We start from the raw sequence: 12,285 nt of genomic DNA on the forward strand, positions 1-12,285 counted from the left end.
CGCCGCCCGCGTCATGGCCCGGCCGGGTGCCAGATCGTCTTCATCTCGACGAACCGCTCGATCCAGCGGGGGGACGTCGCCGCCCTGTCGTCGAACCACTCCGCCTCGCCGAGCGATCGGGCGCGCACCCGCTTGACGCTGGCCGCGGCCGCCTCCTCGAGGCGCTTCGCCAGCGCCGCGTCCACGCCGTGCAGATCGAGCGCGGCGACGTCCATGTGCGCGGCGAGGTGCGGCAGCACCTCCGCGAGCTGGCCGGTGAGGACGTTGACGACGCCGCCCGGGAGATCGCTCGTGGCGAGCGCCTCGCCGAAGACGAGCGCCGTGCGCGGATCCGCCTCGCTCGCGAGCACGACGCAGGTGTTGCCGGCGGTGATCACCGGCAGGAGAGCGCCCGCGAGGCCGAGCAGCGCCGGCCGCGGCGGCGCCGCGATGACGACGACCCCCATCGGCTCGGGCACCGTGAAGGTGAAGTGCGGGCCGGACACGGGGTTCAGGCTCGCGAAGAGGCTCTGGTACTTGTCGGCCCAGCCCGCATAAGCGACCGCGCGATCGATCGCCGAGAGGACCTCGCGCTCGGCGGCGCCTGCGCCCTGCCCGCCGCGCTCGAGCGAGGCCGCGAGCTCCGCGCGCCGCGCCTCGAGCATCTCGGCGAGGCGGTAGAGGATCTGCCCGCGGTTGTACGCGGCGCGCGCGGACCAGCCGCCGAGCGCGCCGGCCGCCGCGAGCACGGCGTCGCGCCCGTCCTTGCGCGAGGCGCGCGGGATGTTCTCGACCGCGCCCGCGCCTCCGTGATCGCGCACCTGCGTGTACCTCCCGGACTCCGAGCGCACGAACGCGCCGCCAACGAACATCTTGTACGCCTTGCGCACGCCGACGCGCGCGCGCGCCTCGCCCGGAGGAGCGTCGAGCGCGGCCGCGCCGGCGCAATCCCCGATCGACGTGCACGCTTCGTCGCCGCCGCCGCCGCCGCTGTCCTGGTCGCCGAGCGCCATCAGTCCACCTCGAGGTAGGCGAGCAGCCCCTGGCGCCCGCCCTCGCGGCCGAAGCCGCTCTCCTTGTAGCCGCCGAACGGCGCGCTGGGATCGAACTTGTTGAAGGTGTTCGCCCAGACGACGCCGGCGCGGAGCCGCTGCGCGACCCAGAAGCTCTTCGAGCCCTTGCCGGTCCAGACGCCCGCCGACAGCCCGTACATCGTGTTGTTCGCCTTCTCGATCGCCTCCTCGGGCGTGCGGAAGGTCAAGATCGAGAGCACCGGGCCGAAGATCTCCTCGCGCGCGATCCGGTGCGACTGCGCGACGCCCGTGAAGAGCGTCGGCGCGAACCAGTAGCCCCGCCGCGGGAGCGCGCAGCTCACCGAGAAGCGCGCGGCCCCCTCGCGCTCCCCCGCCGCCACGAGCTCCTCGATCTTCGCGAGCTGCGCCCGCGAGTTGATGGCGCCCACGTCCGTGTTCTTGTCGAGCGGATCGCCGACGCGCAGGGTCGCCATGCGCTCGCGCAGCTTGAAGAGGAGCGCGTCGTGGACGCTCTCCTCGACCAAGAGGCGCGAGCCCGCGCAGCAGACGTGGCCCTGGTTGAAGAAGATGCCGCCGACGATCCCCTCGACGGCCTGATCGAGCGGCGCGTCCTCGAACACGATGTTCGCGGCCTTGCCGCCGAGCTCGAGGGTGAGCCGCTTCCCGGTGCCGGCGAGCGCGCGCTGGATGCGCTTGCCGACCTCGGTCGACCCGGTGAACGCGACCTTGTCGACGCCCGGGTGGCCGACGACCGCGGCGCCGGTCGCGCCGGCGCCCGTGACCACGTTGACGACGCCGGGCGGGAGATCGGCCTCCTCGATGATCTTCGCCAGGAGCAGCGCGGTGAGCGGCGTCGTCTCGGCGGGCTTGAGGACGCACGTGTTGCCCGCCGCGAGCGCCGGGGCGAGCTTCCACGCCGCCATGAGCAGCGGGAAGTTCCACGGGATCACCTGGCCCGCGACGCCGAGCGGCCGGGGGTCGCGCCCGGGAAAGGCGTGCTCGAGCTTGTCCGCCCAGCCCGCGTGGTAGAAGAAGTGCGCGGCCGCGAGCGGGAGATCGACGTCGCGGGACTCCTTGATGGGCTTGCCCCCGTCGAGCGACTCGACGACGGCGAGCTCGCGCGCCTTCTCCTGGAGGGCCCGGGCGATGCGGTAGATGTACTTGCCGCGCTCGAGCGGGCGCATGCGCGACCAGTGCTTCTCGTACGCCGCCCGCGCCGCCTGCACGGCGAGATCGACGTCCTGCTCGGAGGCCTCGGCGAACTCGCAGAGCTTCTCCTCGGTCGACGGGCTGATGCTGTCGAGGTAGCGGCCCGAGGTCGGAGCGCGCCACGCGCCGCCGATGAAGAGCTCGTACCGAGGCGCGATCTTCACGTGGTCGCGCCCCTCGGGCGCCGGCGCGTAGCGCCAGGCGTCGCCGAACACGACGGCCGCGTCGCGCGCCGCGGTCGCGTCCCGGGGCGAGCCCCCGTCGCCGCCAGCCACGGCGGTGCTGTTGTCGCTCATGCGGCGCACTCTACGCCCGCGGCCGCGCGTTGAACACCGACGCGGACCCGCCCTCGCGGCGCGGTCAGTCCTTGCTGAAATGGTCCCCGCTCTGGTAGGCGCCCGTCCGCTCCTTCTCGAGCTGCATGAGCACGTCGTTGAGGAGCGTCGACGCGCCGAAGCGGAACAGGTCGCTCGTGAGCCAGGCGTCGCCGAGGGTCTCCTTGACCAGCACGAGGTAGTGGAGCGCCTGCTTCGCGGTGCGGATCCCGCCGGCCGGCTTCATCCCGACGCGCCGCCCGGTCGCCTGCGCGTGATCGCGGATCGCCTCCAGCATCACCAGCGTCACCGGGGGCGTCGCCGCCGGCGTGATCTTCCCGGTCGAGGTCTTGATGAAGTCGGCGCCCGCGAGCATCGCGATGCGGCTCGCCTTGCGGACGCGATCGTAGGTCCCGAGCTCGCCCGTCTCCAGGATCACCTTGAGGTGCGCGTGCCCGCACGCCTCCTTGGTCGCGGCGATCTCGTCGTACACCGCGCCGTACTCGCCGGAGAGCATCGCGCCACGGTCGATCACCATGTCGATCTCGTCCGCGCCGAGCTCGACCGCCTGCCGGACGTCGGCGAGCTTGACGGCGAGCGTGGAGAGGCCGCTCGGGAAGGCGGTCGCCACACTGGCCACCTTGACCGTCGAGCCCGAGACCGCCCGCTTCGCCACGGAGACGAGCTTGGGATAGACGCACACCGCCGCACAGGAAGGGATGTCCGCGCGCTCGTGGGGTCGAAGCGCCTTCTGACAGAGCTGCTCAACTTTTCCCGGGGAGTCTTTCCCCTCCAGGGTGGTGAGGTCCATCATCGAGATGGCGAGCTTGAGGCCGGCGACCTTGGCGGGGCCTTTGATGCTCCTTTTGCCGAGCCCGGCTGCGCGCTCTTCGACCATGACCTTATCCACGGTGGGCGAAGAGAAATCGGGGTAGGTGACCTCCCTGCCCTGGCGCACCACGCCGGGCGCGGCGCCGCTGTCGTTTCCGAAGATCGCCATCGGCCTCGTCTCCTGGCGCGGGAACGTACCAGAAGCGTCGGATCGATCCTACCGAGTGCGTGCTAACGTGGCGCTCTGATGAAGAGACGCTTCCCGATTGCCGTCGTTTTTGTCGTACTTGCTGTCGTCTTTGCCTTTGCCTCGCTGCTCGGGTGTGGCGCGGCCGAGCGACCCGATGGTGGACAAGGGCTGATCCCGGTCGGCGCGGCGGCGCCCGACGTGTTCGCCGCGGATCAGCACGGCGCGATCCAGCGGCTGTCCGACCAGCGGGGTCGGGCCGTGGTCGTGTACTTCTATCCGAAGGACGGGACGCCGGGCTGCACCGAGGAGGCGTGCGCGTTCCGCGACGCGTGGGATCGCTTCAAGCAGGCCAACGTGCAGGTCTTCGGCGTGTCTTCCGACACCCGCGAGTCGCACGAGAAGTTCGCGACCGAGAACAAGCTGCCGTTCCCGATCCTCGTCGACACCGATCACGCGTGGGCCACGGCGTTCGGCGTGCCGATGCGGCTCGGCGCGACGGCGCGCGTGACGTTCCTCGTCGATCCGGATGGCAAGATCGCGAAGGTCTATCCGGACGTGGATCCCGGGGTGCACGCGGACGAGGTGCTCAAGGACGCCGCGCAGCTCACGGGCGCCGCGCTCCCGGTCGCGCCAGCGGCGTCGGGCAGCGCAGCGCCGGCCGCGCCGGACACCGCGGCGCCGGCCGCCACCGGGGCACCGCCCGCGGCGGCGCCCGCGGGCGCGGCGGAGCCGGCCACGGCCGCTCCGGTGGCGACCGGGACGATGCTGCCCCCGGCGGCCCCCGCGGCGCCCCCGGCGAAAGGTCCGCCGGCGAAAGGTTCGCCGGCGAGGCGGTGACGCCCGCGCGCGCACGCGGCGCAGGAGCGCCGGCGGGTCGCGCGCCGACCGCGCGGGCCGCGCGGAGGGCTGACGGGAGATCTGCAGACGGGAGCGCGCGCGGTGCGTAGGTCGTCGGAATTTTTGAACACCAACGGGTTGGATCTCTGCGTCCATCGCTTCCGCGACGACCACGCGCGGCCGACGGGCCTCACGCTGCTGCTGCTCCACGGCTTCCTCGACGCCGGGAGCACGTGGGACCTCGTGGCCGAGCCGCTCGCGCGGGCGGGGCACGACGTCGTCGCGCCGGACCTGCGCGGGTTCGGCCGGAGCGCCCGCGTCGGCGCGGGCAGCTACTACTACTTCCCCGACTACATCGCCGACGTCGCGGCGCTCGTGGACGCGCTCGCCCCGGCGCGCCTCGGCGTGGTGGGCCACTCGATGGGCGGCGCGGTCGCCGTGTACTACGCGGGCGCGTGCCCCGGCCGCGTCGAGCGCCTGGCGCTGCTCGAGGGCATGGGGCCGCCGGCGAGCGGCCCCGAGGTCGCCGTCGCGCGCGTCGAGGCGTGGCTCCGCCAGATGGCGGGGCTCGATCGCGCGCCGCGGAGGCTCTCGTCGATGCAGGACGCGATCGCGCGGCTCGAGGCGAACCACCCGCGCGTGCCGCGCGACGTGCTGGCGACGCGCGCGCCGCTGCTCACGCGGGAAGCGCCGGACGGCGGGCTCGCGTGGGCGTACGACCCGATGCACCGGACGACCTCGCCGCTGCTGTTCCAGGTGGAGGCGTTCATGACGTTCCTGGAGCGCATCGCGTGCCCGACGCTGCTCGTGAGCGGCGGGCCGACGGGGTGGCACCCGGAGGACGAAGCGGAGCGGGTGGCGAGGCTCAAGCGCGCGGAGCACGTCGAGCTGCCGGAGGCCGGGCACATGATGCACTGGTCGGCGGCGGCGGAGCTGGCGGAGCGGCTGGGCGAGTTCTTCGCCGCGGGAGGAGACGCCGGGGACGCGGCGGGCGCGGCGGGGAAGGGAATCGCGGAAGCAGCCGAGGCAGCCGAAGCCGCGGCAGCAGCGAGCGAAACCGGGTCCCTCTGAGGACGGAAACAAAAGAGCTTGACTCGGCAGGGCGAGTGGGTAATCTGCGCGCCTCCTCGACGAGAGGCGTGCCACCTTAGCTCAGTGGTAGAGCAACGGTTTCGTAAACCGTAGGTCTCGGGTTCAAGTCCCGAAGGTGGCTCCAGAAAAGAGCAACGGCGATCCACGAAACACGGTGACCGTTCCGCGCACGTCCGCGAGAGCACGGAGTCGCCTTCGGGATGACGAGTTCGCGACGGGACGCGACGGCTCGGGACAGCCCGGCACGCTGGGTGTGCTGGTGGCGTGGAGACGGCAGGTACAGGGGAAGCGCCGTTTGGAAGCGGGATTGAGCAAGAGCTGCTCGCGAACTTCCTCCCACGTCGCCCCGAGCTCTACTTCGCCGTCAGCGATTGCGGCATCACGCGCTCGATCGTGAGCCCGTGAACCGCTCCTGCATCGGCCGCCAGAGCTCGACGTAGGTCAGCGCGGTGACGTACTGATGGTACGTGATGCAGTCATCGCGGAGACGTTGCAGAGGTTCCAGAGCTTCTGAACGATGTGCTGGGTGGTCATGGGAGCCGGTCGGCGGAGGGCTACGTCGAGCGGGGGCGGGCGTCCAGATTGCGTGCGGCTGCCGCCTCGGTGCGGCTCACAGATTGCGCAATGTCAGCGTCTCGCGGCGGACGGTCCGCGCTGGGTAGGTCCATCCACTGACGACGCCCGCGCCGAGCGCGTTCGGGATGGCGAGCGCGTCCGAGAGATCCTCGAACAGCGCACGGGCGAAGTGAACCGCCTGAGGATCGGCGCCGATGCCGGGCCAGTCGAGCGCTTCAAGCGCGCGCACGCCTCCTTCGGTCTCCTGATAGAGTCCCCCGGATCGGCCGACGAGGAACTCGAGATAGCGCTTGGGATGCCGCTCTTCGCGCCACCAGGGACAGCCGTGCTCCGCCATCTCGGCATTTTTCTTCGATGCGATCGGCAAGAACTCCGGATCATCCGTCTCGAATGCCTCGACGTCAGTTCCGGATCGATGAATCGGGGTCCCCTGCGGGACACCGGCCCGCGTAAGGGCTGCCGCATCACCGAAGAAGTAGGCTTCCGAAAGTGGTACGAGCAGGTGGAAGGAACACCGCTTCCGAAGCGCTTCGCGCGCTCGCTCGGCATCGGGGGACTCAGCACCCTGAGCAGAAAACCGCTCGACGATGCGCTCGTGCACCGCTCTTCGCAACCAGGCGGTGACGACGTGCGGCTGATGGATGTTGGCCAGCTCGAGGTCATCGATGCCGACCACGAGATCCGGCAGGGTCCGCGATGGTCCGAGGAAGGTTTCCGTCACCAGGGCGTTCGCCATGCGCCGCACGGTTGTCGGCATTCGCGATGCAGGGTTGGAAGGATCCGGCAGCGGACTGGTGGTCATCGCTCCCCCCGAAAGGAGGAGCGGCCGGTCGAAGCTCACGTCGGCCCCGGCCGCTTGTAGAACGCGCTCCAGAGAGGGCCCCAAGGCTGCCTTCTCCAGGTCGCCCGTGACGACGAGCCGGATACGCAGCATCAGGCATTCTCGTTCGCTGCGAATTCGCCACCGGTGTAGAGCTCGCCGAGCGTGTAGCTGGCGAGCCACTCGCGAGCGCGTAGCTCGTCAAGGCGCACCGGGAGCACGCCGCGACCGCGCTCCAGGACGAAGATCCGGTCGGGCTCACCGTTGAACTCGTCGAGCAGCACCGGCGAGTGCGTCGTCAGAAGGATCGTGAGATCGTGCTGCTGCGCCCACGCGCGCGCCAGCCGAACGAACCTCCGGATGGCATAGGGGTGCAGCGAGGTTTCAGGCTCGTCGATGGCCACGAGGCCCCCCGGATGAGTAGCAGCCACTTGGGCGAGCAAAAGCAACATCGAGAGGAGGCCGTTCGCCTCGTGGCTGATCGGATTCGGTGTTTCGTCACCGGGGCGGAACACGCGGGCGCTGATCGTCTGTCCCGCATCGAAGTCGAGGTCGTCATAGATACCAGGAAAGGCCACCTTCAGCCCTTCGTGCACGAAGGTGAATCGAGGGACGTCCTCCCTTCGGTCTCGCCACTTCCGGAGCATGGTGAACACGTTGCGGCCGTGCGTGTGCAGGTGACGATCCTCCGTCGCCCTGGAGCCCCCCTCGCGGAGACCACGGATGTCCGGATCGTAAAACACCTGGATATGGCGGACCAGCCTCGCCATCTGCGCCACGTCCTGATCTTCAGGGTGAGCCTCGGCCACCAGGCGCAAGCCGAGGCGCTCAGCCGCGGACGCCGCCAGATCCTGGCGCTGGCCGCGGTAGAAGAAGTTGCCGAGGCTATCCCGGAGAAAGATCGGCTCACCGCCCCGGATCAGGCGCTCCTCCGTGAGGTGGTCGACCGTCGCGGCGCGCGGGATGAGGCGAACGCGCCACGACAGATCCCCCGCATCGAGGCCCAGTTCGATCGGCTCGTCCTCGGCAGCCGCATGGCTCCTGAGGTTGTAGCTGCCGCCGAGTGACAGCGAGACGGCCTCGGGCAAGCCGCGATCGAAGGCGGTCCGTAGCGTCTTGAGCGCGAGCAGGACGGTGGTCTTGCCAGCACCGTTGGCGCCCGTGAGGATCGACATCTCTCGTAGCGGCCAGGCGAGGTGGCGCAAGGCGCGGACGTTTCGTGCATGGAGCGTGTGCATGGCTTCGCCTCGGAACGTCGGTGCCGCTGGAGCCTAGCACGACCGTGGGATCATCTCCCGCGCGCATCGATCGCGTGCTCAAACGAGCGCGGCCACGTCACCGCACGTCCTTCCAGATCTCCTCCCGCAGGTCGCCGAGGCTCTGCTCCAGCCCGCCGCCGAGCACGGCGATGATGCACCGGTGCTGCCGGAACCAGGCGGCAGGGGGCACCTGATGGGGCTCGCGCGTTGGTAGGAGGACTGTTCCATGAAACACCAGCCCGGGGTGCGGGAGGAGGTGAACCGACGTCGTGCTGGACGAGATGGCATAGGGGGCAGACGTTCAGGTGGATGCTGGCGCCGGGCACTTCGGTGAGAAATGACCGAGGTTGCATCGGTGCAAGTCGCGGTCGCGGGATGTGCGCCGGCGAGCGACCGTCCTCGATTCCTCGGGACGAGCCGGGCGTCATGCCGACGCTTTCTTCGAGCGCGAGGAGCCGTCACGCGCAGCGGTATCCCAAAGAGAGGCTCGCCACGGCGGCCCGTCTCGACAGCACCGCACCGCCCCTTGATCCCACCTCAGGGGGTGAGCCCAACCAACGCAGCAGCAAGAACGCCGCAGCCAAGCCGAGCACCAGCACCCCAAGCACGACCAGCCCCCACTTCACCTGCGCGCGCGCCGCGCCCGCTCCCACCACGCCAGCGCCGGCACTCGCCGCCTCCCAGGGCTCCGTCCGCGCCAGCCGCCCTCCCGCTGGCACCGCCGCCGGGACGGCCGCCGTGACTTCCCACCTCTTCGTGCTTACCAGCATCCCCACTTCCGCTGCGGCGAAAGCCGACGCCTCCCACTTTTCCGTGCTCGCCAGCGCGCTGGTCCCTGCACCGGGCCCGGTCGCCCCCGCGCCCGGCCCCTCCGCGACCCCTGCCACCCCGCCCCCCACCGCCGGCGCAGACATTTGCAGCCGCGCCCCGGCCGCCGCCCCCTCGCTCCCGCTCCCCTTCCCCGGCTCCGCCGTCACCCGCAACCCCCAGGCCGGGTCCACCTTGAACCTCTGCGCCATCCCCAGCCTACCGCGCGCCTCCGCGGCAACCACGGCCGTGCCCCCTGCGCCTCCCGCCGCCGCGCCTGCCATCGGCACGCCCGACGCCGGCGCCGCCGCATCCCCCCGCGGCGCCCTCTCCCCCCGAGGCGCCCCCCCGCGCTCGCGGATCGCCCGCTCCCTCGCCGCGTCCGCCGCCTCGCTCAGGAGCTGCCGCGCGCCCGCGTCGTCCACGGCCCTCTCCGCCGTCACCGCGGTCCCCGCCACCTCGCGCAGCGCCGCCGCGAGCTCCGCCGCCCGCGCAAACCGCGCTTCGGGCCTCTTGGCGAGGCACCTGGCCACCGCGGTCCAGAGCGCCTCCGGACACCCCGGGAGCACCTCGGGCAGGGGCGTCGCTTCCAGGTGCACGTGCGCCGCCTGGATCTCCGTCTCCCCGATGCCCGACGCCTCGTCGAGCACCGCGTACGGGTGCGCCCCGGCCAGCATCTCGTACACGACCACGCCGAGCGCATACAGATCCGCGCGCGCGTCCACGGCGCCCCCGGCGACCTGCTCCGGGGCCATGTAGCGCGACGTCCCGACCGCCCTCCCTTGCCCGGTCAGCCCGAGGCCCACGCCCCGCGCGTCCTTCGCCACGCCGAAGTCGACGAGCCGCGCGCGCACGCCGTCGCTCACCAGGATGTTCTCGGGCTTCACGTCGCGGTGCACGAGGTCGGCCTCGTGCGCCGTCGAGAGCGCGTCCGCGATCTGGATCGCGTAGTGGAGCGCGCGCACCGGATCGAGCCGCGCGCCGCCCGCGATGATCTCCCGCAGCGGCACGCCCGAGGCGCGCTCCATCACCATGAAGAGCCGCCCGTCCGCGGCCCTTCCGGCGTCGTACAGCCGCACGATGTTCGGGTGCGCGACCCGCGCGGCGAGCTTCGTCTCCCGGAGGAAGCGCTCGGCGTAACGCGCCTCCCCCGCGAGGGCGCGGTGGATGATCTTGATCGCCACCGGCCGCTCCAGCGCCGTGTCGAGGGCGGCCCAGACCTCGCCCATCCCTCCGCGTCCGAGGAGGCGATCGATCAGGAAGCGCCCCTGGAACAGCGCCCCGGGGCTCAACGGCTCATCGACGCTCGTCACCTCGCGACACCCTACCTCGCAGCAGCTGACGATAGCGAAAGAGCGCCCCGGCCCACCTCGCTTCTCTGCGCTTGTTGACCCTCCCCGGGAAAGGTAGCGTCGGGTGTCCATCGCGCGAAGCGCGCCGAGCGCATGCAGCGCCAGCGGGCAGCGCGCCCCCGGAGCCCGATGTCGAGCCCCCGCCCCGACCCCGATGACGGCGATCCGACCCTCGAGGCCCGCGTCGCCCACGCCGTCGCGCCGTACGCCGATCTCCTGCCCGCCGAGGATCTCGAGGCGCTGCGCGCCCTGACCGAGCGCTTCCTCGCGACGCACCCCGTGGCGGCCCCGCTCGTCGACCGGCTCCGCCCGCGCACGCCCCCCGCCGCGAGCGGCGAGGTCGACCGGCGCGAGCCCGCCGCGCTGGCCGAGGCCGCGCAGCGGCTCGCCGCGAAGGCGGGCGCTGCCAAGGGCCGAGGACAAGGCGGCGCCCGATGAGCCACGGCGACCGGCCGCGGAGGCCCCTCCGCCCCGACCAGCAGGCGCTCGTCGCGGAGGCCGTGCCGCTCGTCGAGAAGCTCTGCGGCCACTTCCTCCGGCGGACGCGCGCGCACTACGTGGCCGACGATCTCCGCTCCGCCGCGGTCCAGGCGCTCCACGAGGCCGCGCTCGGCTACGATCCCGCCCGCGGCGTCCCCTTCCAGGTCTACGCCTGGCGGCGCGTCGACGGCGCGCTGTCGGACGCGCTGCAGCAGGAGTCGAAGCACTGGCGCGCTGCCCGCGAGGACGGCTACGACGCCGCCGAGGCGGCGCAGGACACGAGCGACGTGCTCGCCGACGGCGACGCCGAGACGACCGCGCAGGCCGACGGGATGGCCGACCAGGTCGCGGCCGCCGCGGTGCTCGGCCTCGTCGGCCGCGCGCTGACGGCGCAGGGCGAGGAGGGCGAGCGGCTCCGCGCCACGTACGACCGCGCCATCCGCGCGGTGGAGGCTGCGCTGTCGCGGCTCCCGGACGAGGAGCGGCGCGTCCTCGTGCTCCGCCACGTCGAGGAGCGGACCTGGCAGGCGATCGGCGCGGCGCTCGGCTGCTCGGAGCGGACCGCGAAGCGGCGCAGCGCGGAGGCCCAGAAGCGGTTCGCCGCCGCGCTGCGAGCGGACCGGGAGCGCGCGCAGGGCGGCGCCGCCGCGCCGGAGCGGGTCGGGCTGGCTGGCGCGACCTCGGGGTGAGCCCACGAGCTCCCATCGTCATCCTGAAAACGCAGGCTAGCCAGCGACCATCCGCCTTCGCACGCCGCGCGTGCGTGAGGTACGCTTGACGCATGCAGGACGCCCAAGCACGGCGGCTCGCGCGGGCAAACTGGCAAACACGGATCTTCCGGAACGACCCGGAAGGCGAAGCCGACGCCGACGCTCGTTTCTGGGCGCAGATGTCGCCGGCCGAGCGCGTCCTTGCCGCGTGGGCGCTGAGCCAGGAGATGCATGCCCTTGCCCACCCCGATGCTCCCCCCGCTGAGCCCGGACTTTCGCGATCTATTGTACGAGTTATCCGCAGCTGAGGCGCGCTTCCTCATCGTGGGCGGGTACGCCGTCGCGCTCCACGGCCGCCCGCGGGCGACCAAGGACCTCGACGTCTGGGTCGATGCGACCAAGGACAACGCGCCGCGTGTCATGGTGGCTCTGCGCGCCTTCGGCGCGCCTCTCCAGGGCCTCGTCGAGCGTGACCTCGAGACACCGGGCGTGGGGCTGCAGATCGGCATTCCCCCGCAGCGCATCGACGTGCTCACCCACACGAGCGGGCTCCACTTCGAAGAAGCGTGGCCGAACCGCGTCGAGATCGCGCTTGCGCCGGATCTCCTCTGCCCGTTCCTCGGCCTCGCCGATCTGCTGCGAAACAAGCGCGCGGCAGGGAGGCCACAGGACCTCGCCGATGTGGCTGCGCTCGAAGTTGCAAAAGCCCAGCCGCCAGAGGGATGAACCCTATCCGCCTGGGTGAGCGAGCGCTGCGCTCGAGCAGACTCTCTGCCCAGAGGCCAGGGTGCGCGC

The 12,285-nt window shown here is 71.8% G+C and carries 11 protein-coding genes and 1 tRNA gene; 6 read left to right on the forward strand and 6 right to left on the reverse strand.

Annotated features, from left to right (window positions below; genetic code table 11):
- Positions 1-11: 11 nt before the first annotated feature.
- The 3 genes from WMF34_RS25795 to deoC all read right to left on the reverse strand — a co-directional run bounded on the left by WMF34_RS25795 (position 12) and on the right by deoC (position 3,536).
- The gene (locus tag WMF34_RS25795) at positions 12-851 is read right to left on the reverse strand and encodes an aldehyde dehydrogenase family protein (RefSeq protein WP_437994665.1); all 840 of its coding nucleotides are present in this window, start codon (positions 849-851) and stop codon (positions 12-14) included.
- Between the two features lie 140 nt (positions 852-991).
- Positions 992-2,518: an aldehyde dehydrogenase family protein gene (locus WMF34_RS25800; RefSeq protein ID WP_437989439.1), complete on the reverse strand. Its 1,527-nt coding sequence runs from the start codon at positions 2,516-2,518 to the stop codon at positions 992-994.
- 64 nt (positions 2,519-2,582) lie between these two features.
- Positions 2,583-3,536 (reverse strand): deoxyribose-phosphate aldolase, encoded by a 954-nt coding sequence (gene deoC / locus WMF34_RS25805; protein ID WP_437989440.1) that lies wholly within the window; start codon positions 3,534-3,536, stop codon positions 2,583-2,585.
- A gap of 78 nt (positions 3,537-3,614) precedes the next feature.
- Here deoC and WMF34_RS25810 point away from each other — a divergent pair, with 78 nt between their 5' ends.
- From WMF34_RS25810 to WMF34_RS25820, 3 genes are all read left to right on the forward strand, one after another.
- A complete protein-coding gene (locus WMF34_RS25810; RefSeq protein WP_012237641.1) occupies positions 3,615-4,394 on the forward strand; it encodes a peroxiredoxin in 780 nt (259 codons plus the stop codon).
- Positions 4,395-4,517: 123 nt separating this feature from the next.
- Complete coding sequence (locus WMF34_RS25815; RefSeq protein WP_231864246.1) at positions 4,518-5,465, forward strand: alpha/beta fold hydrolase; 948 nt, start codon at positions 4,518-4,520, stop codon at positions 5,463-5,465.
- A gap of 70 nt (positions 5,466-5,535) precedes the next feature.
- A tRNA-Thr gene (locus WMF34_RS25820) sits at positions 5,536-5,610 on the forward strand.
- Between the two features lie 486 nt (positions 5,611-6,096).
- Here WMF34_RS25820 and WMF34_RS25825 read toward each other — a convergent pair.
- The 3 genes from WMF34_RS25825 to WMF34_RS25835 all read right to left on the reverse strand — a co-directional run bounded on the left by WMF34_RS25825 (position 6,097) and on the right by WMF34_RS25835 (position 10,261).
- A complete protein-coding gene (locus tag WMF34_RS25825; RefSeq protein ID WP_437989441.1) occupies positions 6,097-6,996 on the reverse strand; it encodes a hypothetical protein in 900 nt (299 codons plus the stop codon).
- On the reverse strand, positions 6,996-8,057 hold the full coding sequence (locus WMF34_RS25830) for an AAA family ATPase (protein ID WP_437989442.1): 1,062 nt from the start codon (positions 8,055-8,057) through the stop codon (positions 6,996-6,998). The genes WMF34_RS25825 and WMF34_RS25830 overlap by 1 nt, the downstream gene beginning before the upstream one ends.
- A gap of 542 nt (positions 8,058-8,599) precedes the next feature.
- The gene (locus tag WMF34_RS25835; RefSeq protein ID WP_437989443.1) at positions 8,600-10,261 is read right to left on the reverse strand and encodes a serine/threonine-protein kinase; all 1,662 of its coding nucleotides are present in this window, start codon (positions 10,259-10,261) and stop codon (positions 8,600-8,602) included.
- A gap of 168 nt (positions 10,262-10,429) precedes the next feature.
- Here WMF34_RS25835 and WMF34_RS25840 point away from each other — a divergent pair, with 168 nt between their 5' ends.
- From WMF34_RS25840 to WMF34_RS25850, 3 genes are all read left to right on the forward strand, one after another.
- The gene (locus WMF34_RS25840) at positions 10,430-10,738 is read left to right on the forward strand and encodes a hypothetical protein (protein WP_044965759.1); all 309 of its coding nucleotides are present in this window, start codon (positions 10,430-10,432) and stop codon (positions 10,736-10,738) included.
- The gene (locus tag WMF34_RS25845) at positions 10,735-11,469 is read left to right on the forward strand and encodes a sigma-70 family RNA polymerase sigma factor (protein ID WP_437989444.1); all 735 of its coding nucleotides are present in this window, start codon (positions 10,735-10,737) and stop codon (positions 11,467-11,469) included. Before WMF34_RS25840 ends, WMF34_RS25845 begins: the two co-directional genes overlap by 4 nt.
- Positions 11,470-11,721: 252 nt before the next feature.
- Entirely contained in the window at positions 11,722-12,216 is a 495-nt protein-coding gene (locus WMF34_RS25850) for a DUF6036 family nucleotidyltransferase (protein ID WP_437989445.1), read from the forward strand.
- Positions 12,217-12,285: the final 69 nt, after the last annotated feature.

It is taken from the genome of Sorangium sp. So ce145 (genome assembly GCF_051525985.1).
Lineage (GTDB): Bacteria > Myxococcota_A > Polyangia > Polyangiales > Polyangiaceae > Sorangium > Sorangium cellulosum_B.